Source organism: Bacillus sp. OTU2372, from assembly GCF_038440275.1.
Lineage (GTDB): Bacteria > Bacillota > Bacilli > Bacillales > Cytobacillaceae > Neobacillus > Neobacillus bataviensis_B.
Genome location: NZ_JASATK010000001.1, coordinates 624804 through 645568 on the forward strand (window position 1 = coordinate 624804; position 20765 = coordinate 645568).

At 39.4% G+C, this 20765-nt stretch carries 21 protein-coding genes; all 21 read left to right on the top strand.

Annotation, left to right across the window (positions count from 1 at the left end):
- Positions 1–9: 9 nt before the first annotated feature.
- The 21 genes from nusA (at position 10) to AAHB15_RS03140 (ending at position 20728) form a co-directional block, all read left to right on the top strand.
- Positions 10–1134, top strand: a complete 1125-nt coding sequence (gene nusA, locus AAHB15_RS03040; RefSeq protein WP_144562472.1) for a transcription termination factor NusA — start codon at positions 10–12, stop codon at positions 1132–1134.
- A gap of 16 nt (positions 1135–1150) precedes the next feature.
- The gene (rnpM, locus tag AAHB15_RS03045) at positions 1151–1423 is read left to right on the top strand and encodes an RNase P modulator RnpM (protein ID WP_098528687.1); all 273 of its coding nucleotides are present in this window, start codon (positions 1151–1153) and stop codon (positions 1421–1423) included.
- A gap of 8 nt (positions 1424–1431) precedes the next feature.
- A complete protein-coding gene (locus AAHB15_RS03050; RefSeq protein WP_335575837.1) occupies positions 1432–1734 on the top strand; it encodes a YlxQ family RNA-binding protein in 303 nt (100 codons plus the stop codon).
- Between the two features lie 20 nt (positions 1735–1754).
- Positions 1755–4073, top strand: coding sequence for a translation initiation factor IF-2 (gene infB / locus AAHB15_RS03055; RefSeq protein ID WP_342041720.1), 2319 nt, complete (start codon positions 1755–1757; stop codon positions 4071–4073).
- The gene (locus tag AAHB15_RS03060; protein WP_396897319.1) at positions 4070–4351 is read left to right on the top strand and encodes a DUF503 domain-containing protein; all 282 of its coding nucleotides are present in this window, start codon (positions 4070–4072) and stop codon (positions 4349–4351) included. Before infB ends, AAHB15_RS03060 begins: the two co-directional genes overlap by 4 nt.
- 17 nt (positions 4352–4368) lie before the next feature.
- Positions 4369–4743 (top strand): 30S ribosome-binding factor RbfA, encoded by a 375-nt coding sequence (rbfA, locus tag AAHB15_RS03065; RefSeq protein WP_098528683.1) that lies wholly within the window; start codon positions 4369–4371, stop codon positions 4741–4743.
- A 76-nt stretch (positions 4744–4819) separates the two neighbouring features.
- On the top strand, positions 4820–5737 hold the full coding sequence (gene truB / locus AAHB15_RS03070; protein WP_335572389.1) for a tRNA pseudouridine(55) synthase TruB: 918 nt from the start codon (positions 4820–4822) through the stop codon (positions 5735–5737).
- A gap of 33 nt (positions 5738–5770) precedes the next feature.
- A complete protein-coding gene (gene ribF, locus AAHB15_RS03075) occupies positions 5771–6724 on the top strand; it encodes a bifunctional riboflavin kinase/FAD synthetase (protein ID WP_335572388.1) in 954 nt (317 codons plus the stop codon).
- A gap of 171 nt (positions 6725–6895) precedes the next feature.
- Entirely contained in the window at positions 6896–7165 is a 270-nt protein-coding gene (gene rpsO / locus AAHB15_RS03080; RefSeq protein ID WP_024026799.1) for a 30S ribosomal protein S15, read from the top strand.
- Positions 7166–7384: 219 nt separating this feature from the next.
- Positions 7385–9502, top strand: coding sequence for a polyribonucleotide nucleotidyltransferase (pnp, locus tag AAHB15_RS03085; RefSeq protein WP_335572387.1), 2118 nt, complete (start codon positions 7385–7387; stop codon positions 9500–9502).
- Between the two features lie 313 nt (positions 9503–9815).
- Entirely contained in the window at positions 9816–10763 is a 948-nt protein-coding gene (locus AAHB15_RS03090) for a polysaccharide deacetylase family protein (protein ID WP_335572386.1), read from the top strand.
- Between the two features lie 238 nt (positions 10764–11001).
- Positions 11002–12240 carry a M16 family metallopeptidase gene (locus tag AAHB15_RS03095; protein ID WP_335572385.1) on the top strand — a complete coding sequence of 413 codons (1239 nt, stop codon included), beginning with the start codon at positions 11002–11004 and terminating at the stop codon, positions 12238–12240.
- Positions 12241–12347: 107 nt separating this feature from the next.
- Complete coding sequence (locus AAHB15_RS03100) at positions 12348–12596, top strand: YlmC/YmxH family sporulation protein (protein WP_144562455.1); 249 nt, start codon at positions 12348–12350, stop codon at positions 12594–12596.
- Between the two features lie 156 nt (positions 12597–12752).
- The gene (dpaA, locus tag AAHB15_RS03105) at positions 12753–13655 is read left to right on the top strand and encodes a dipicolinic acid synthetase subunit A (RefSeq protein ID WP_144562453.1); all 903 of its coding nucleotides are present in this window, start codon (positions 12753–12755) and stop codon (positions 13653–13655) included.
- Positions 13652–14251 (top strand): dipicolinate synthase subunit B, encoded by a 600-nt coding sequence (dpaB, locus tag AAHB15_RS03110; RefSeq protein ID WP_144562451.1) that lies wholly within the window; start codon positions 13652–13654, stop codon positions 14249–14251. Before dpaA ends, dpaB begins: the two co-directional genes overlap by 4 nt.
- A gap of 149 nt (positions 14252–14400) precedes the next feature.
- Positions 14401–15450 carry an aspartate-semialdehyde dehydrogenase gene (gene asd / locus AAHB15_RS03115; RefSeq protein ID WP_335572384.1) on the top strand — a complete coding sequence of 350 codons (1050 nt, stop codon included), beginning with the start codon at positions 14401–14403 and terminating at the stop codon, positions 15448–15450.
- 32 nt (positions 15451–15482) lie between these two features.
- On the top strand, positions 15483–16718 hold the full coding sequence (dapG, locus tag AAHB15_RS03120; RefSeq protein ID WP_335572383.1) for an aspartate kinase: 1236 nt from the start codon (positions 15483–15485) through the stop codon (positions 16716–16718).
- A gap of 80 nt (positions 16719–16798) precedes the next feature.
- Positions 16799–17671: a 4-hydroxy-tetrahydrodipicolinate synthase gene (gene dapA / locus AAHB15_RS03125; RefSeq protein ID WP_144562446.1), complete on the top strand. Its 873-nt coding sequence runs from the start codon at positions 16799–16801 to the stop codon at positions 17669–17671.
- Between the two features lie 242 nt (positions 17672–17913).
- The gene (locus AAHB15_RS03130; RefSeq protein WP_144562444.1) at positions 17914–19581 is read left to right on the top strand and encodes a ribonuclease J; all 1668 of its coding nucleotides are present in this window, start codon (positions 17914–17916) and stop codon (positions 19579–19581) included.
- Between the two features lie 167 nt (positions 19582–19748).
- Complete coding sequence (locus AAHB15_RS03135; protein WP_144562443.1) at positions 19749–20495, top strand: ClpP family protease; 747 nt, start codon at positions 19749–19751, stop codon at positions 20493–20495.
- Positions 20492–20728 carry a YlzJ-like family protein gene (locus tag AAHB15_RS03140; RefSeq protein ID WP_335572382.1) on the top strand — a complete coding sequence of 79 codons (237 nt, stop codon included), beginning with the start codon at positions 20492–20494 and terminating at the stop codon, positions 20726–20728. Before AAHB15_RS03135 ends, AAHB15_RS03140 begins: the two co-directional genes overlap by 4 nt.
- Positions 20729–20765: the final 37 nt, after the last annotated feature.

Below are 20765 nucleotides of genomic sequence, written 5' to 3' on the forward strand. Positions count from 1 at the left end.
TACAAGCAAATGAGCAGCGAATTATTAGATGCTCTTACAATACTGGAAAGAGAGAAAGGGATTTCCAGGGATATATTAATTGACGCCATTGAAGCAGCTCTAATTTCAGCATATCGCCGAAATTTCAATCAGGCTCAAAATGTCCGCATCGATTTAAATTTAGGAACTGGTTCTATGCGTGTTTTTGCACGTAAAGAGGTAGTTGATCAAGTTTTTGATCCACGTCTGGAAATATCGCTAGAAGATGCCCAGCGAATCAATCCAAATTATCAAGTTGAAGATGTTGTCGAAATGGAAGTTACGCCAAAAGACTTCGGCAGGATTGCGGCACAAACAGCAAAGCAAGTGGTTACACAGCGTGTAAGAGAAGCGGAACGAGGAATTATTTATTCTGAATTTATCGACCGTGAAGAAGATATCATGACTGGGATTGTCCAAAGACTGGACTCTAAATTTATTTATGTCAGCCTTGGTAAAATAGAAGCATTACTTCCGGCAAATGAACAAATGCCAAATGAACGATACAAGCCGCATGATCGTATCAAGGTATTTATTACAAAGGTTGAAAAAACAACAAAAGGTCCACAAATCTTTGTATCTCGTACACACCCAGGATTATTAAAACGATTATTCGAAATTGAAGTACCGGAAATTTATGATGGTACTGTGGAGATTAAATCAGTCGCGCGTGAAGCAGGTGACCGCTCCAAGATTTCTGTGCATTCGGATAATCCAGAAGTTGACCCTGTTGGATCATGCGTTGGTCCAAAAGGAACCCGCGTTCAGGCTGTAGTGAACGAATTGAAGGGTGAAAAAATTGATATTGTAAAGTGGTCCGATGACCCAGTTGTGTTTGTGGCTAATTCACTAAGCCCATCTAAGGTGCTTGATGTTATGGTGAAGGAAGCGGATAAAGCAACGACAGTTGTTGTACCGGACTATCAGCTTTCATTGGCCATTGGTAAACGGGGACAAAATGCCCGTCTTGCAGCAAAATTAACTGGCTGGAAAATTGATATCAAATCTGAAACAGAAGCACGTGAGCTAGGAATTTATCCACGTGAGGAAACAATCAGACTATTTGACGATCAAGTCGATACTGATATGGATTTTGAAGAAGAGTTAGATGACTAGGTGAGGTGAATGGCGAATGAACACTAAGAAAAAAGTTCCTATGCGCAAATGTGTAGCAACCGGTGAAATGAAACCGAAAAAAGAACTCGTTCGCATCGTTCGTTCAAAAGAAGGGGAAGTATCAATCGATTTGACTGGAAAGAAATCGGGCAGAGGTGCATACCTTTCAAAGAACAAAGAAGCTGTACTTTTGGCCAAGAAAAAAAACACCTTATCTAACCATTTAGAAGTATCAATAAATGATTCCATCTATGAAGAACTACTTGAGTTAATAGAGAAGGAGAACTGACTATCCAAATGAAGGACAATCAATGGATGTCATTGCTTGGCTTAGCCAATCGAGCGCGTAGAATCATATCAGGTGAGGAGCTTGCCGTAAAGGAAATTCGAAACAATAAGGCAAAACTCGTTTTATTAGCCGCAGATGCATCTGCAAATACAACTAAAAAAATTACAGATAAATGTAATTCTTATCATGTGCCTTTAAGAATGGTGGAAGATCGTTATCTTCTTGGTCAGGCAATTGGCAAAGAAGCCCGCGTTGTTGTAGCTGTTTTGGATGATGGATTTGCAAAGAAATTGGTAACGTTGCTCGATTAAATCTAGCGGGGGTGAAACAAATGAGTAAAATCCGTGTTTATGAATACGCAAAAAAACACAATATCTCAAGCAAAGAAATAATTAATAAATTAAAAGAAATGAATATTGAGGTCTCTAATCATATGGCAACAATAGAAGATGCAGATGTAAAAAAACTGGATGCGACTTATAACAAACAGGCAGCAGGTTCAACTTCACAGCCCAAACAAAATAACAATGGGCAGCAAAATCGTACCAACTCCCGTCCAGCAGGGGTGCAAAATCGACAAAATCAAAGACCTACTCATGGGGGTCAAAAACCTCTAGTTCAGGCGAAATCACCTAAAGCATTTGAAGAAGCTGCAGATAATAATACAGCTCCTAGCAAGGTAAAAGTTGTCTCACCACCAAAAAAGGTCGAAGGCAAAAAGCAAAACCAAGAATCTCAATCAAAAGAAAATAAAGTGTTTAATAATGCTGATAAAGCTAAGGCAAGACCTTATAACAATAACCAAAATCGTAATCATAACAATAACAATAATAAAAAGAAGAAGGCTCACACGCCTGTTCAACAATCTCAGCCTGTAAAGAAAAAGGAAAAAGAGCTTCCAGCTAAAATTACCTTTAGTGAATCTTTAACTGTTGGAGAATTAGCGAAAAAGATCTATCGCGAACCATCAGAAATCATTAAAAAGCTCTTTTTACTTGGTGTTATGGCTACCATCAATCAGGTGCTTGATAAAGATGCAATTGAATTAATTGCGGGTGAATATGGTGTTGAAGTAGAAGAAGAAATCAAAATCGACACCACTGATCTTGAAGTGTATTTTACAGAAGATGCTCCAGAAGAATTAGTGGAAAGACCTTCAGTTGTAACGATTATGGGACACGTTGACCATGGTAAAACAACCTTACTTGATTCTATTCGGAATACAAAAGTGACCGAAGGCGAAGCGGGAGGGATTACTCAGCATATTGGAGCATACCAAGTTGTTGAAAATGGTAAGAAGATTACCTTCTTAGATACTCCTGGTCACGCTGCCTTTACGACCATGCGTGCCCGCGGTGCTAAAATTACCGACATCACAATTTTAGTTGTTGCAGCCGATGATGGCGTTATGCCGCAAACGATTGAAGCGATTAACCATGCAAAAGCAGCAGAAGTGCCAATTATTGTCGCTGTTAATAAAATGGATAAAGAAGCAGCCAATGCTGATCGTGTTATGCAGGAATTAACTGAACATGGATTAGTATCAGAAGCCTGGGGTGGGGATACTATTTTTGTACCACTATCCGCAAAAACAGGAGAAGGTATCGATAACTTGCTTGAAATGATTCTCCTCGTTAGTGAGGTAGAAGAATACAAAGCAAATCCTAACCGTAATGCGGTTGGAACAGTTATTGAAGCTCAATTGGATAAAGGACGCGGTTCTGTTGCAACATTATTAGTGCAAAACGGCACACTAAAAATAGGTGACCCAATCGTTGTTGGAAATACCTATGGACGTGTTCGTGCGATGGTTAATGATAAAGGCCGACGTGTGAAAGAAGCTGGACCATCTACTCCTGTTGAAATCACAGGCTTGAATGATGTACCGCAAGCAGGGGATCGTTTCGTCGTATTTGAGGACGAAAAAACAGCTCGTCAAATCGGAGAAGCACGTGCCCAAGTAGCACTAGTTGCCCATCGCGGTGAAAAATCAATTGTCAGCTTGGATAATCTATTTGAGCAGTTGAAGCAAGGTGAAATGAAGGATTTAAACATTATCTTAAAAGCTGATGTTCAAGGTTCCGCTGAAGCGGTAGCTGCTTCCTTACAGAAAATTGATGTAGAAGGCGTTAATATTAAAATCATTCATAATGGTGTGGGTGCTATTAATGAATCCGATATTACCCTTGCCGCAGCGTCAAATGCTATCGTTATTGGTTTTAACGTTCGTCCGGATGTGAACGCCAAACGTGCAGCTGAAGCTGAAAAAGTCGATGTCCGTCTGCACCGGATTATTTATAAAGTAATTGAAGAAATTGAAGCAGCAATGAAAGGAATGCTTGACCCTGAATTCAAAGAAAAAATTATTGGGCAGGCAGAAGTTCGTCAAACCTTTAAGGTATCAAAAGTTGGTACTATTGCTGGTTCATATGTAACCGAAGGTAAAATTACTCGTGACAGTGGAATCCGCCTTATTCGTAATGGGGTTGTAATCTTTGAAGGGCAAATCGATGCTTTGAAACGATTTAAAGACGATGCTAAAGAGGTTGCACAAGGTTACGAATGTGGAATCACGATTAAGAACTTTAATGATGTTAAAGAAGAAGATATCATTGAGGCATATGTAATGGAAGAGGTCGAGCGTAAATGATTGTCGGCGTAGCCGAATGTGAATGCATGATTTATGATGCCCATTCTTTAAAAGATAAACGGGCAGTGCTGCAACGAATCATTACCCGCTTAAAACAGAGATTTAATGTTTCCGTTGCAGAGGTGGATTTTCAAGATGTCTGGCAAAGAACCAAAATTGCCATAGCAGTCGTTACCTCCAATCGGTCAGCCACGGAGCAGGAGTTGCAAAAAGCGTTAAAACTAATCGACTCATTTCCAGAAATAGAAAGAACGATCACCGAGATAGAATGGCTTTAATTTAAGAGGTGAATGCAATGAGCCACAGAGCAAATCGTGTTGGAGAACAAATGAAAAAAGAACTAAGTGACATTATCGGCCGGAAAATTAAAGACCCGCGGATAGGTTTTGTGACTGTAACAGATGTTCAAGTTTCTGGAGATCTTCAACAAGCTAAAGTATTTATATCCGTTTTAGGGGATGAAGAGCAAAAGGAGAATACATTAAAAGGCCTAGCTAAAGCAAAAGGTTTTATTCGAACCGAAATAGGTCACCGTATCCGCCTACGAAAAACACCTGAAATTATTTTTGAATGGGATGAATCAATCGATTACGGAAATCGAATTGAGACCCTGCTTCATCAATTGCATACGGACGATGATAAACCGTATGAAAAGCATGAGGAAGAATAGAGGATAGACTTATGTCTATCCCTTTTTTTAATGAAAAAAATAATGGTTCAACACGATTAATGAAAGGAGCAGCGAAATGGAAGGGATTTTACCATTATATAAGCCTGCAGGACTAACTTCACACGATTGTGTTTTTAGACTGAGGAAAATATTAAAAACTAAAAAGGTGGGTCATACAGGCACACTTGACCCAGACGTCACTGGCGTCCTTCCAATCTGTATTGGTAAAGCTACAAAGGTAGCGGAATACATAACAGATGCAGGAAAAGCCTACCAAGGGGAAGTCACAATCGGATTCTCAACAACTACCGAAGATGCCTCAGGTGAAGTAGTTGAACGTAAAGCTGTTAATCGCGTAATCGCAAGGAACGAAATTCTGCAGGTGTTACAAACCTTGACAGGGGATATTGAACAAACTCCTCCAATGTATTCTGCCGTGAAGGTGGGAGGTGTTCGTCTATATGAATATGCCCGAAAAGGGATTGAAGTGGAACGGCCAACCAGGGTGGTATCGATTTACTCCATTGATTTACTTGATGAAAGGGAGCAATTTGAAGGAGAAACGATTTCATTTCGTTTTAAGGTTACCTGCAGCAAAGGAACCTATATCCGTACCTTGGCTGTTATGATTGGGGAGATACTTGGTTATCCTGCCCATATGTCGTATTTACAAAGGATTCAATCAGCTAGTTTTACTTTGGAGGAATGCTTAACTTTTGAAGATATTGAAAGGCATATGGAAGAGGGGACGATTTCAAATGTTTTAAGACCGCTAGAAACCGCACTTTCTCATTTGCCGAAATTTCGTATTAATGATAAAGTAGCAGAGAAAGTGAAAAATGGTGCACTGTTAGAAACACCAGAGTATTTAAAAATAATTAACGGACCAATAATCGCTGAAACGGATGATGGAACGGCTCTCGCTATTTATGCTAAGCACCCGAACAAGCCGAATCTCCTCAAACCCGTTAAGGTATTACGTAACGAGATTTAATAAAAAGGTACGGAATAGAAAAGGTGAGTTTCATTGGAAGTAATACGGCTTAGTTTCCCAATTAATGTTGGAAATACAGAGTTCCCTCCTTTAGCAATGGCTCTTGGTTATTTTGACGGAGTCCACTGCGGACATCAACAAGTAATACTGGAGGCAAAAAGGCAGGCGGACGAAAAAGATTTATCTAGTGCGGTTATGACATTTGACCCGCACCCATCTGTTGTGTTAGGGAAGAACACACAGCATGTTCACTATATTACTCCATTATCGGAAAAAGTGAAGATAATTGAAGAATTAGGGATTAATTATTTATTTATTATCGAGTTTACCCCAGAATTTGCCTATCTTTTGCCACAAGAATTTATTGATCAATATATTATTGGATTAAATGTAAAACACGTTGTGGCCGGCTTTGATTTTACCTATGGCCGGATGGGGAAAGGAACAATGGAAACACTGCCATTTCACTCACGAGATCAATTTAGTTATACGGTTGTTCCGAAATATGTGCAAGGGGATGAAAAGGTAAGTTCCACAAGAATCCGCCGCTTGCTTAATGCAGGTGAGACCATAGAACTTCCCGTTCTGCTTGGACGCTTCTATACTACATCGGGTATTGTTGTCCACGGGGATAAACGGGGACGAACCATCGGTTTTCCGACAGCAAATGTCGATTTATTCGATGATTATATTATCCCGCCAACTGGTGTTTATGCCGTTAGATTAAAGGTTGATAATAGATGGTTTGACGGAGTCTGTAATGTTGGCTATAAGCCTACCTTTAATAAAGACTCACTAAAAGTTTCTGTAGAGGTTCACTTGTTTGATTTTCATGAGGACATTTATGGCAGCGAGGTCGTCATTGAATGGCATCTTTATCTTCGTAAAGAGCAAAAATTTGCTGGTATTGTTGAACTTGTTGCTCAGATTGAAAAAGATAAGCAAAACGCACTCTTTTACTTTGAGAAAAATCGACAATCTTCCTAAACTTACTGCTATAAAGAAGCATTTCTTACAATATGTTCAGGTTTTAACTTGCAATTTGCCGTAAAACCATGTATTCTTAAATACGTATTAAAACAAACCTTTACTTGGCAAGTCGATTCTCCGACGCTTGCTCGGTAACAGGGGATATGAAAATTTTAGGAGGTGAACCGGATGGCAATCACTCAAGAACGTAAAAACGAACTTATCAATGAGTACAAAACTCATGAAAGCGACACTGGATCTGCTGAAGTTCAAATCGCTGTCCTTACAGAATCAATCAATAATTTGAACGAGCACTTACGTACACACAAGAAAGATCACCACTCACGTCGCGGTCTTTTGAAAATGGTAGGTAAACGTCGTAATCTTTTAACTTTCTTACGTAATAAAGATGTTCAACGTTACCGTGTGTTAATCAATAAGCTTGGTCTACGTCGTTAGTCACAGAAGCGGGATTTTTCCCGCTTTTTTGTTAGCAAAAAAACATTTTTTTATACATAATTTTAAGTCTAAGCTTTTCTGTGCATACTATTAATAATTTGGTTTAAACAATAAGCTATAAAGGCTTTTTTTATATGAGTGAGAATTAGTTGGTGATTAACCGAGAGGGCTTTCTTTCGTATCATCCTTCTAAGGATTTAGTTAGAGAGGGGTAATTATATGGATCAAATAAAACATGAATATTCTATGGATTGGGCCGGCCGGAAATTAACGGTTGAGATTGGCCAATTAGCGAAACAAGCAAACGGTGCAGTTTTAGTCCGTTATGGAGATACAGCTGTTTTAAGTACAGCTACTGCATCAAAAGAACCAAAAAACCTCGATTTTTTCCCATTAACCGTTAACTACGAAGAACGTCTATATGCGGTTGGTAAAATTCCTGGCGGTTTTATTAAACGTGAAGGACGACCTAGTGAAAAGGCTATTTTAGCCAGCCGTTTGATTGACCGTCCGATTCGTCCACTTTTTGCTGATGGTTTCCGAAATGATGTACAAGTTATCAGCATTGTCATGAGTGTGGACCAAGATTGTTCAACAGAAATGGCTGCGATGTTTGGTTCTTCGTTGGCACTGAGTACGTCTGATATCCCATTTGAGGGACCAATTGCTGGTGTAGTGGTTGGACGTGTAAATAACGAGTTTGTTATTAATCCAACCGTTGAACAGGCGGAAAAAAGTGATATCCACTTAACTGTTGCTGGGACAAAGGATGCCATTAACATGGTAGAAGCTGGGGCTTTGGAAGTACCGGAAGAAACCATGCTTGAAGCTATCATGTTCGGTCATGATGAGATCAAACGTTTAATTGAGTTTCAAGAAAAAATTGTTGCGGAAATTGGGAAAGAAAAAAGAGAAGTTAACTTATATGAAATCGACAAAGAACTCGAAGCTGAGGTTAGAGGAATTTGCGAATCTGACATGGTAAAGGCTATTCAGGTTCAAGAAAAACATGCCCGTGAGGATGCCATTAAAGAGGTTAAAAACCAAGTTATTGCAAGATACGAGGAACAAGAAGCTAAAGAGGATGATTTGAAGCAGGTTAAACAAATCTTGGACAAGATTGTAAAAGGTGAGGTCCGTCGTTTAATCACGGTTGAAAAGGTTCGCCCAGATGGCCGTAAAATTGATGAAATTCGTCCATTGTCATCTCAGGTAGGCATTTTGCCTCGTACACATGGTTCAGGCTTATTTACTCGCGGACAGACTCAAGCTTTAAGCATATGTACACTTGGGGCGATGGGAGATGTCCAAATCCTTGATGGTTTAGGAATTGAAGAAGAAAAACGCTTTATGCATCACTATAACTTCCCTTCCTTTAGTGTAGGGGAAACAGGTCCAATTCGTGGTCCAGGCCGTCGTGAAATTGGACATGGTGCACTTGGTGAACGTGCCCTAGAACCAGTTATTCCATCTGAAAAAGATTTCCCGTATACAATTCGCCTTGTTTCTGAGGTTCTTGAATCCAATGGTTCCACATCCCAAGCTAGTATTTGTGCAAGTACATTAGCTATGATGGATGCAGGTGTTCCAATTAAAGCCCCTGTTGCGGGTATTGCGATGGGACTTGTTAAATCAGGTGAACATTATACGGTTTTATCTGATATTCAAGGTATGGAAGATCACCTTGGCGACATGGATTTTAAAGTTGCCGGAACAGCTAAAGGGGTAACGGCTCTTCAAATGGATATTAAGATTGAAGGTCTTTCCCGTGAGATTTTAGAGGAAGCCCTGCAGCAAGCGAAAGTGGGAAGAATGCATATTTTAGATTCCATGCTTGCTACGATTACAGAACCAAGAACAGAGCTTTCTCAATTTGCACCAAAAATCTTAACGATGACCATTAATCCGGACAAAATTCGTGATGTTATTGGACCTAGTGGTAAACAAATCAATAAGATTATTGAAGAAACTGGTGTTAAGATTGATATCGAGCAGGATGGTACTGTCTTTATTGCCTCAACTAATCAAGAAATGAACCAAAAGGCGAAGAAAATCATTGAAGATATTGTTCGTGAAGTTCAAGTAGGCGAATTGTATCTTGGTAAGGTAAAGCGGATTGAAAAGTTTGGCGCCTTTGTTGAAATCTTCGCTGGAAAAGACGGACTTGTCCACATTTCAGAACTTGCTGAAGAGCGAGTAGGAAAAGTAGAAGATGTCTTAAAAATTGGCGATGAAATTTTAGTGAAGGTTACGGAAATTGATAAGCAAGGCCGGGTAAACCTGTCACGTAAAGCAGTCTTAAAAGAACAGCGTGAAAAAGCAGAAGAGAAACAGTAATATTGAAGTGAATCTTATTACGGAAAGAAGTCAGGGAATTCCCTGGCTTTTTCTATGCAAAACGGTTTGGAAGTTATTTTGAACCACCGTTTTTCTTGTGAGATAAGAAAGTATTAAACTTTTTAACTTTTAAAAATTGTCTAGCTCCAGGCGCCATCGGCTCGAGGTCACAAGCCAATCCGTCCAAAAGGTAAAGAACAACCTTTCGGCCGGCTCGTCTTGTGCTTGTCGTCGATAGGCGGGCGCCTTGCGCTTTTCTTATGTTCTACCTTGTCCCTCTTAGACATAATCTTTAAGGAAGGGGGAATGGTAGATGAAGAATGCTGGTATTATAATTGTAATTTGTTTTGCTGCTTGGTTTTCCGTCAACAATCCCATTGTTGAAAACTATATAGCATCGTTAACAGAATCTGCACTTCCGGTGGTGAAGCAGACAGATCCTCTGTATCAAAAAATAGTGAAAAATGCACATACATATGAAGTTCCGCCTTCCGATGCAAAGATTGATTCTGTTTGGAAGGCCATTCCGGGATATAATGGGATTAAAGTTGATATAGCTGCTTCCTATAAAAAGATGAAGAAAAAGGGAGAATTTGATGAGCAAAAGCTTGTGTTCGTCCAAACAAAACCACAAGTACATCTTGAAAATTTGCCGCCCACTCCAATTTATAAGGGCCATCCGGATAAACCGATGGTTTCCTTCATAATAAATGTAGCTTGGGGAAATGAATATTTATCCGATATGCTTGCAACATTAAAAAAGCATAACGTGTCTGCAACCTTTTTCCTTGAAGGGAACTGGACAAAGAAGAATCCGGAACTGGCCAAAATGATTGTTAGTGCTGGTCACGAGGTAGGAAATCATTCCTATTCTCATCCAGATATGAGCAAGCTGACGGCCTCAAAAACAAGAGAACAAATGATCAAAACTAATGAAATTATTGAAGCCGCCACAGGCGAAAAATGTGTATGGTTTGCACCGCCAAGTGGGAGCTACCGTGATGAAACGGTCAAAATTGCGGATGAATTAAACATGAAAACGGTGATGTGGACGGTTGACACAGTTGATTGGCGTAAGCCATCTCCTGAAGTTTTAATTAATCGTGTTATTTCTAAAATAGACAAAGGCTCAATGGTTCTCATGCACCCAACTGAATCCACAGCTAAATCTTTGGACCGGTTAATTACGTTAATTGAAAAAAAGAATTTGCATATTGGGACGGTTAGTGAATTAATGGATGAGGAAAGAATAATAAAATAATGAGGGCAGCCTATCTCAGAAATTTGGAGAAAATACATGTAAGAAAGTATAATAAATAATTGGAGTAGTAGCGTCTGCAATTTAATCCTACTAAACAAAAGCAAGAAGACAACAGCTTTTTAAAACTTAGAGGAAATATTCTATAGGCGGGGGGCAGCTGCCTGTATAAGTCCAATTAGTTGACAGTGGGGCATCCACTTGCTGTTTGAAGTATCGCTGTATAGACAGGAGGAAGTAAATGATTAATAAGTATACTTGCCAAAATGGAGTAAGAATTGTTCTAGAAAATATCCCTACCGTTCGATCAGTTGCGATAGGTGTATGGATTGGAACGGGTTCTAGGAATGAGGATCCTAAAACAAATGGTATTTCTCATTTCCTTGAGCATATGTTTTTCAAAGGGACAACCACAAGATCAGCAAAGGAAATTGCTGAATCCTTTGATAGTATTGGCGGTCAAGTGAATGCCTTTACATCAAAAGAGTATACTTGCTACTATGCAAAAGTACTTGATACACATTCTAAGTTTGCTTTAGATGTGTTAGCCGACATGTTCTTTAACTCTACCTTTGTCGAAGAGGAATTAAACAAGGAACGAAATGTGGTTTTGGAAGAAATCAAAATGTATGAGGATACACCAGATGATATTGTCCATGATTTGTTAAGCAGGGCAGTATTTGAAGATCATCCGCTTGGATATCCGATTCTTGGAACAGAAGATACTTTAAATACATTTACAGGTGATTCATTAAAGGAATATATACATCAACGGTATACACCTGAAAATGTGGTCATTTCAATTGCCGGAAATGTATCCGAAAGTTTTATTAAAGAAGTAGAAAATTATTTTGGTTCTTATCAGGGTAATACAAAAGAAGCTCCTGAAAACATCCCTGTTTTTCATTCAAATCGAATTTCCAGAAAGAAAGAAACAGAACAAGCTCACCTTTGTATCGGTTTTGAGGGTTTGAAAGTGGGCCATGAGGATGTTTATAGTTTAATTACCCTGAACAATATTTTAGGCGGCAGCATGAGCTCCAGATTATTTCAAGAAGTACGTGAACAAAGAGGCTTGGCCTATTCTGTTTTCTCGTATCATTCAGCCTACTTAGATAGCGGAATTTTGACAGTCTACGGAGGAACCGGGGCAAAACAGCTGGATCTTTTATTTGAAACCATACAAGAAACATTAGATAAGTTAAAACAAGATGGAATTACCGAGAAGGAACTGACAAATAGTAAAGAACAATTAAAAGGCAGTTTGATGTTGAGTTTAGAGAGTACCAATAGCCGGATGAGCCGTAATGGGAAAAATGAGCTTCTTTTAAAACGCCATCGTTCACTTGATGAAATTATCGAGCAGATCGATGCTGTTTCGAAAAACAGTGTCGATGAAATGGGAAGAGCTATATTTAATGATAAATATTCGGTAACCCTAATAAGTCCGAGTGGTGAATTCCCAAATAAAATGTCATAATCGAAAGAGGTATTCCCATTATTGCGAATACCTCTTCTTTATTATTCTAAAAGTTGTCCCCTCCTTATAAACTAATAGAAAAGTGTGTGATAGGGGGTAGGTTGGCAATGAGGTTAAGTGAATTAAGTGGGAAAGAAATTGTCGATGTTAAAAAGGCTGAGCGTCTTGGTGTATTAGGACAAACGGATTTAGACATAAATGAATACACAGGACAGATTCAGGCACTGCTGATTCCTTCACTAAAATGGTTTGGTTTTCGAAAACAAGGAGAGGAAATTAGGGTGCCATGGCAGCACATAAAAAAAATCGGTTCCGATATGATTATTATTGATGTTCCCGAACATAATGGTGATTAGGAAAAAAGCCTAGGCAAAATTACACTTGCTTGGGCTTTTTTTATTTCCTGTCATGGAAAACTCACCTAATCAAGCAATCTTACATAAGATGTTGAAGTGATAACAGTAAATGGAATTCCAAGTTGGATTTATAAAAAAAAGAAGGTGAAAGTTTTCATGCTGACAGGGATGCAGATAGCCGTAATAGGCGGTGATGCCAGACAGCTGGAAATCATCCGTAGGTTAACCGAATTAGATGCGAGATTATCGCTTATTGGCTTTGAACAGCTGGATCACGCTTTTACCGGTGCGGTCAAAGAAAAGCTCGATGAAGTTGATTTTTCAAATATGGATGCCATCATTTTGCCTGTGCCTGGAACAAATTTAGAAGGCCAGGTAGAAACCATCTTTTCGAACGAAAAGGTCATTATAACAAGTGATATCTTTAGCAAAACCCCTGAACATTGTTCAATTTATTCAGGTATCACGAACTCTTATTTAAATGGGATAACCAAGGAGGCAAAACGAACCCTGATTCAATTATTTGAAAGGGATGATGTTGCCATTTATAATTCGATCCCAACCGTCGAAGGAACGATTATGATGGCCATTCAACATACAGACTTTACCATTCATGGTTCCAATGTAGCGGTACTAGGTTTAGGAAGGGTCGGTATGAGTGTAGCGAGAACCTTTGCCGCACTTGGAGCAAAGGTAAAAGTTGGGGCAAGAAAAAGTGAGCACTTGGCAAGGATTACGGAAATGGGTATAACTCCCTTTCACTTAAGTAATTTGGTTAATGAAGTTAAAGATACCGATATTTTAATTAATACAGCGCCACATCTAATTGTAACAGCCATGGTCATTTCAAAACTGCCTGCCCATACCCTTATCATAGACCTGGCTTCAAAGCCTGGCGGGACTGATTTCAGATATGCAGAGAAAAGGGGTATAAAAGCACTGCTGGCCCCCGGATTACCAGGAATAGTAGCGCCAAAAACAGCAGGCCAAATTCTAGCTAATGTCCTAGCCCAACTGCTTCAGGAAGATTTAAGAAAGCGAAAGGGGAAAGTGAAATGAGTTTAAAAGGTAAAAGAATTGGCTTTGGTCTAACGGGCTCACATTGTACGTATGATGCTGTATTCCCGGAAATAGAAAAACTTGTTCAAGCCGGTGCAGAGGTAATGCCAGTTGTAACCTTTACCGTTCAAAATACAGATACCCGTTTTGGAAAGGGAGAAGATTGGATTCAAAGAATTGAAGATTTGACCGGAAATAAGGTTATAGACTCTATTGTTAAAGCAGAGCCGTTAGGTCCCAAAATTCCTCTGGATTGCATGGTCATTGCTCCTTTAACGGGTGTTTCGATGAGTAAGTTTGCGAATGCTATGAATGATAGCCCAGTATTAATGGCTGCTAAGGCAACGTTAAGGAATTTAAAGCCTGTCGTCCTTGGAATTTCAACCAATGATGCCTTAGGTTTAAATGGAGTCAATCTAATGAGACTGATGTCAACCAAAAATATTTATTTTATTCCATATGGTCAAGACGATCCAGTGAAAAAGCCAAATTCAATGGTTGCCAGAATGACGCTGCTAACGCAAACAGTAGAAGCTGCTCTTGAAGGGAAACAACTCCAGCCTGTTTTAGTGGAGAGATATAAAGATTCCGACTAAATTTCCCCCACTTTCGCTAAAAAAGGTTATTTCTTAATAAGAATATGTTAAAATAAATTAATCTTTCATCAGAGGGGTCAACCCCTTCTGATGTGAATTTAAGAATAACCACTAATGTTAAAGTGCAGGATTGAAAGGGGAACTAGAAAATGAGTCAGCAAAAAGGTTTTCACGTTGCAGTGGTAGGAGCAACAGGAGCGGTTGGACAACAAATGATCCAAACATTGTTAAAAGAGAACTTTCCAATTAGCAAACTCACCCTACTATCATCAGCCCGTTCGGCTGGGAAAGTAGTAGATGTAAATGGTCAAGAAATTACGATTCAAGAAGCTAAGCCTGAAAGCTTTGAAGGAGTCCAAATCGCGTTATTTAGTGCCGGAGGCGATGTGTCTAAGGAACTCGCTCCAGAGGCTGTTAAACGTGGTGCAATCGTCGTGGACAACACTAGTGCATTCAGAATGGATGTTGATAAGCCATTAGTTGTTCCAGAAGTAAACGAAGCAGATTTACATGAGCACAATGGCATCATTGCCAATCCAAATTGCTCTACGATTCAAATGGTTGTAGCGCTAGAACCCATCCGTCAAAAATTCGGCTTGAAAAAGATCATTGTATCTACGTATCAAGCAGTTTCCGGTGCAGGTGCCACTGCTGTTGAAGAATTAATGGACCAAACAAAATCTATTTTAGCTGGCGAAACAGTTGAGCCTAATATTTTACCAGTAAAAGCTGACAAAAATCATTATCAAATTGCTTTTAATGCGATCCCGCAAATAGATAAATTTCAAGAAAACGGCTATACCTATGAAGAAATGAAAATGATTAATGAAACCAAAAAAATCATGCATTTACCGGAATTGCAAGTTTCTGCAACTTGTGTAAGATTGCCAGTTGCTGTGGGACATTCAGAATCTGTTTATTTTGAAGTGGAAACCGAGGGCGTCAGTGCACAAGAAATCAAGGAATTATTAAAGGATGCTCCTGGAGTTGTATTACAGGATGATCCAGAAAATCAAGTCTATCCTATGCCTGCAAATTGCGTAGGAAAGAATGATGTGTTTGTAGGACGTATTAGAAAAGATATCGATGAAGACCGTGGCTTCCATATGTGGGTTGTTTCAGATAACTTACTTAAAGGAGCAGCTTGGAACTCCGTTCAAATTGCTGAAAGGTTAGTAGAACTAGGTCTAGTTAAATAAGGATACATCATAAAGGCAGGGTTTGGTGTCACATGAAAATTATTGTTCAAAAATTTGGCGGGACATCTGTGAAAGATGAAGAGAGCAGAAAGCATGCCGTAGGCCATATTGAAAAAGCATTAAGCGAAGGCTATAAAGTGGTTGTAGTAGTTTCTGCTATGGGCAGAAAAGGAGACCCTTATGCAACAGATACGCTATTATCATTAATCGGCGGTAATCTTAGCAAAATTTCCAAACGGGAACATGATCTCCTTCTATCCTGTGGAGAGGCTATTTCGAGCATTGTCTTTACAAATATGCTATTAGAGAGCGGAATCAACGCTACAGCTTTAACAGGGGCACAGGCAGGTTTCCGTACCAATAATGACCATACAAATGCAAAAATTATAGAAATGAAATGTGACAGGATTCTAAGGGAATTAGAAACGAATGATGTTGTCGTTGTGGCAGGGTTTCAAGGGGCTGCGAAAAATGGCGATGTGACCACGTTAGGACGCGGTGGAAGTGATACATCGGCAGCCGCACTAGGTGCGGCCTTGAATGCTGAATGGATTGATATTTTTACAGACGTAGAGGGTATCATGACTGCCGACCCACGTATTGCTGAAAATGCCCGGCCGCTTTCTGTTGTGACCTATACAGAGGTATGTAACCTTGCTTATCAAGGTGCAAAGGTAATTCATCCAAGAGCCGTGGAGATTGCGATGCAGGCAAAAGTACCGATTAGGATTCGTTCTACTTATTCTGATTCACTTGGGACATTGGTTACGTCAATCAATAAAGACAATCGGGGCAGTGATATTAAAGAACGAACTGTCACAGGTATTGCACATGTATCAAATATTACACAAATTAAGGTCTTTGCAAAAAAGGATCAATATAACCTGCAGGCAGAAGTTTTTAAAGCAATGGCAAATGAAAAAATCAGTGTTGATTTTATCAATATTTCTCCTAACGGTGTTGTCTATACCGTAACAGATGAAATGACTGATCGAGCTTTACAGGTTTTAGAAGAATTAGGGCATGAACCGGTTGTTGAACGCCATTGTGCGAAGGTTTCAGTTGTAGGTGCAGGAATTGCAGGGGTACCAGGAGTTACCTTTAAAATCGTAACAGCCCTATCAAATCATGGAATTCGTATTTTACAATCAGCAGACAGTCATACAACTATTTGGGTACTGGTTAAGCAGGAGGACTTAGTTAAATCCGTTAATTCCTTGCACGATGCCTTTCAATTAGAGGAAGAAACAGTCGAGTATGGTCTCTAAGTCTTTAGAGAAACAACGTTTTTAATGGAATGATGCGTTTGCAGCGGATAGGTTCCGATTGTATTGAAAGGAGTACTAAAATGGTTCATTTCGGGCGAGTGTCAACAGCAATGGTAACCCCTTTTGATAAAAAAGGGCATATTGACTTTGGAAAAACCACTCAATTGGTTAATTATTTAATTGATAATGGCACAGATTCCCTTGTAATTGCAGGAACGACGGGAGAGTCTCCTACGCTTTCCAAAGAAGAAAAGCTGGCTCTATTTGATCATGTTGTAAAGGTTGTAAAAAAGCGAGTTCCAGTAATTGCTGGTACGGGAAGTAATAATACCTACGCCTCGATTGAATTAACCAAAAGGGCTGAGCAACTTGGTGTAGATGCTATTATGGCGGTAGGCCCTTATTATAATAAGCCAAACCAAGAAGGTTTGTACCAGCATTTTAAGGCAATTGCAGAAGCCACAACTCTTCCAATGATGGTTTATAATATACCGGGCAGATCATCGGTTACAATCCAGCCGCAGACGGTGGTCCGGCTTTCGAAAATTCCTAATATAGTCGCGGTTAAGGAAGCAAGTGGAGACTTAAATGCGATGACACATATCATTGCCAATACGGCAGACGATTTTGTGCTCTATAGTGGAGATGACAGTTTAACCATTCCGGTTTTATCGATTGGCGGTGCTGGGGTTATTTCAGTGGCATCACATGTTATCGGAAATGAGTTAAAAGAAATGGTGAATGCATTTTTTGATGGAGAGCATGTGAAAGCTGCAAAATTACATCAACATTTGCTTCCACTTATGCAAGGGCTTTTTGCGGCTCCAAGTCCTGCTCCTGTTAAAACTGCATTACAAGTCAAAGGGTTGGATGTGGGGCCAGTAAGACTTCCGCTTGTTGGTTTAACCGAACAAGAACGGACTTCACTCATATCTCTCCTTAAAAGTATATAATTGTCCAAGAGCTAATCGAATGTTCTTTTCGGTTAGCTCTTTTTGTTAAAACCTGCCTTGTTACACTTAAAAAAGGATTATTGGTTGTAAAGGTTTTCAGGTATCAAGTATAATGATGATAACTGATCTTGGGTCGGCGATAGAAAAGTGAAGAACTATATTTAGTTTTGCTCCATTAATAGTTGCTTCGCGGGGGTTTATTTGCAGTATCTATTTATTGTCAGCATAGGAGGAAACGGAAATTGGTAAAGAAAAAGAATACATCCATTAAGTTTATTACACTTGGTGGTATAGGAGAAATCGGAAAAAATATGTATCTTGTTGAGGTGGACAAGGACATATTTATTATTGATGCCGGCTTAATGTTCCCCGAGGAAGAGATGCTTGGAATCGATATGGTCATTCCTGATATGACATATGTAAGAGAAAATAAGGAACGGGTTAAAGCAATTTTTTTAACACATGGACATGAAGACCATATTGGAGCGCTTTCTTACGTACTCTCTCAAGTTGATGTCCCTGTTTATGGCACAAAGCTTACCCTTGCTCTGGCTAATGCTAAGCTAAGGGAGCAAGAATATAATGGTGCAGCTAATTTTATTGAAGTAGATTCAGATACAATTGTGGAATTAGATACGGTACAGGCGAGTTTTTTTAGAACGAATCATAGTATTCCGGACTCAGTTGGAGTTTGTATCCATACATCCGAAGGGATTATTGTCTATACTGGTGATTTTAAGTTTGACCAAGGGGCAACAAAGCTTTATAAAGCTGATGTTGGAAAGATGGCCTCTATTGGGGATCAAGGAGTTTTGTGTTTATTGTCTGATAGTACAGAAGCTGAAGCACCTGGATACACCACATCAGAAACGATAGTCGAACGCGAAATGTCGAATGCTTTTTATAATGCTCCAGGCCGAATTATTGCTGCGTGTTTTGCATCAGATATCAATCGAATTCAGCATATTTTCAATTCCGCTAGTGAGAATGGCCGTAAAGTCGCGGTCGTTGGAAAGAGCCTTGAACGAATTTATCATATCGCGCTCGATCTAGGTTATCTAGAAGTAGATGAGGACCTAATCATTCCTGTTAGTGAAATTAAAAGCTACCAAGATCGTGAAATAGTTGTATTGATGACAGGGAGCCAAGGTGAACCGATTGAAGCATTACAGAAAATGGCCAAGCAAACACATAAACTTTTAAACATCCAACAGGGTGATACGGTTTTAATAGCGGCATCACCTCTAAGAGGCAGTGAAGTGTTCTTGTTTAAAACGATTGATATGCTGTTTAGAGCTGGTGCAAATGTTATTTCTGGCAAACGTACCGTTCATGTATCAAGCCACGGCAGCCAAGAAGAATTGAAATTTATGATTAATTTAATGAAACCAAAATTCTTCATTCCTGTTCATGGTGAATATCGGATGTTGAAGGCACACCGAAAAGTGGCGTTAGAGTGTGGCCTTAAGGACCAGCAGATTGTTATTCCTGACCGTGGTGATGTTGTGGAATGGAAAGAAGGCGGTATCGGTATTACTGGAAAAGTTCCATCGGGCAATGTTTTGATCGATGGGATTGGTGTGGGAGATGTGGGCAATATTGTGTTACGCGATCGAAAGCTTTTATCTCAAGATGGTATTCTAATCGTTGTTGTTACTTTGACAAAGCAAGAAAAGAAGATTGCGGCAGGACCTGAAATTATTTCAAGGGGCTTTGTCTATGTACGGGAGTCAGAAAAGTTAATGGATGATTCTACAAAATTAGTACGTGACATTGTGGAAAGAAATACAGCGAAAAGTACGTTTGAATGGTCAAGCTTAAAACAGGAAATAAGGGAAGAATTGAATCGCTCCTTATTTGAAAAAACAAAAAGAAGACCAATGATACTGCCAATAATTATGGAAATTTAAAAGCGGAAGCCCCTAGGCTGTAGCTGGATATTTCTCAAAGTCAATTTATACCCTATTTTTATAAAAAGGCACTGGTTCTAATAAACCAGTGCCTTTTCATATTTAAAGAATGAAATTAATTCATAGGTAAATACTAAAAATATATCATGCTTGAAGGGAGTAGTAGAATGAATAACGATTACGGTAACAACGATACCGGTAAACAAGAAGAGCCTCAAAAAGAGGAAAAAACTTCTCCATTAATAGAAAAAATTCAGCAGCTAGGTCAAACGAATGTTCCTCAGCTCTCAGCCGATTCTAGTATTCATTGCTTAACCATAATTGGCCAAATTGAAGGACATCTTGCCTTGCCGCCGCAAAATAAAACAACAAAATATGAACATTTGCTGCCGCAGTTAGTGGCAATCGAACAAAACCCGAAGATTGAAGGGGTCCTGATTATTCTGAATACGGTTGGCGGTGATGTCGAAGCTGGTCTTGCAATATCAGAGATGATTGCCTCTCTATCCAAACCAACCGTTTCGATTGTCTTAGGCGGAGGACACTCGATCGGAGTACCAATCGCTGTTTCCTGTGATTATTCCTTTATTGCAGAAACGGCTACCATGACAATCCATCCTATTCGCCTGACTGGGCTCGTTATTGGAGTTCCTGCAACCTTTGAATATTTGGATAAAATGCAGGAGCGGGTAGTTAAATTTGTTACGGGACACTCGAAAATAACAGAAGAAACCTTTAAAGATTTAATGTTTGCCAAAGGTAATTTAACCAGGGATATCGGGACAAATGTCATCGGTGTAGATGCTGTTAAATACGGATTAATTGATGAAGTTGGCGGTTTAGGACCTGCGATGAAGAAATTAAATGAAATGATTGAACTTAAAAAGGAGAAAAACGAGGGGCTGATTCAATGATTCTTTATACGATGATGCCAAGTGAACTGATATTTCCCAACGAACAAACGGAAGAGAGCAAACAAAAGTTTATTACTTATCAGGGTGTTTCCATGTTAGTAGAGCAAACTGATTCAGATCATGTTCAAGTGGTACGCATCCTTAGCAGTGACCCCCAGCATTATTTAAATCAACAGTTATGCCCGGGTGCCAAAATTTCTTTTGCTAACCTTGGAGGATTATCGGCATTGTAATAGTAGATTATGGTATAATTACTAATGGAGAAAAAGA

Bases quoted from the DNA above. Each gene is read 5' to 3' on its own strand.
- nusA (WP_144562472.1), top strand. From the start codon at position 10: ATGAGCAGCGAATTATTAGATGCTCTTACAATACTGGAAAGAGAGAAA.
- rnpM (WP_098528687.1), top strand. From the start codon at position 1,151: ATGAACACTAAGAAAAAAGTTCCTATGCGCAAATGTGTAGCAACCGGT.
- AAHB15_RS03050 (WP_335575837.1), top strand. From the start codon at position 1,432: ATGAAGGACAATCAATGGATGTCATTGCTTGGCTTAGCCAATCGAGCG.
- infB (WP_342041720.1), top strand. From the start codon at position 1,755: ATGAGTAAAATCCGTGTTTATGAATACGCAAAAAAACACAATATCTCA.
- AAHB15_RS03060 (WP_396897319.1), top strand. From the start codon at position 4,070: ATGATTGTCGGCGTAGCCGAATGTGAATGCATGATTTATGATGCCCAT.
- rbfA (WP_098528683.1), top strand. From the start codon at position 4,369: ATGAGCCACAGAGCAAATCGTGTTGGAGAACAAATGAAAAAAGAACTA.
- truB (WP_335572389.1), top strand. From the start codon at position 4,820: ATGGAAGGGATTTTACCATTATATAAGCCTGCAGGACTAACTTCACAC.
- rpsO (WP_024026799.1), top strand. From the start codon at position 6,896: ATGGCAATCACTCAAGAACGTAAAAACGAACTTATCAATGAGTACAAA.
- pnp (WP_335572387.1), top strand. From the start codon at position 7,385: ATGGATCAAATAAAACATGAATATTCTATGGATTGGGCCGGCCGGAAA.
- AAHB15_RS03090 (WP_335572386.1), top strand. From the start codon at position 9,816: ATGAAGAATGCTGGTATTATAATTGTAATTTGTTTTGCTGCTTGGTTT.
- AAHB15_RS03095 (WP_335572385.1), top strand. From the start codon at position 11,002: ATGATTAATAAGTATACTTGCCAAAATGGAGTAAGAATTGTTCTAGAA.
- AAHB15_RS03100 (WP_144562455.1), top strand. From the start codon at position 12,348: ATGAGGTTAAGTGAATTAAGTGGGAAAGAAATTGTCGATGTTAAAAAG.
- dpaA (WP_144562453.1), top strand. From the start codon at position 12,753: ATGCTGACAGGGATGCAGATAGCCGTAATAGGCGGTGATGCCAGACAG.
- dpaB (WP_144562451.1), top strand. From the start codon at position 13,652: ATGAGTTTAAAAGGTAAAAGAATTGGCTTTGGTCTAACGGGCTCACAT.
- asd (WP_335572384.1), top strand. From the start codon at position 14,401: ATGAGTCAGCAAAAAGGTTTTCACGTTGCAGTGGTAGGAGCAACAGGA.
- dapG (WP_335572383.1), top strand. From the start codon at position 15,483: ATGAAAATTATTGTTCAAAAATTTGGCGGGACATCTGTGAAAGATGAA.
- dapA (WP_144562446.1), top strand. From the start codon at position 16,799: ATGGTTCATTTCGGGCGAGTGTCAACAGCAATGGTAACCCCTTTTGAT.
- AAHB15_RS03135 (WP_144562443.1), top strand. From the start codon at position 19,749: ATGAATAACGATTACGGTAACAACGATACCGGTAAACAAGAAGAGCCT.
- AAHB15_RS03140 (WP_335572382.1), top strand. From the start codon at position 20,492: ATGATTCTTTATACGATGATGCCAAGTGAACTGATATTTCCCAACGAA.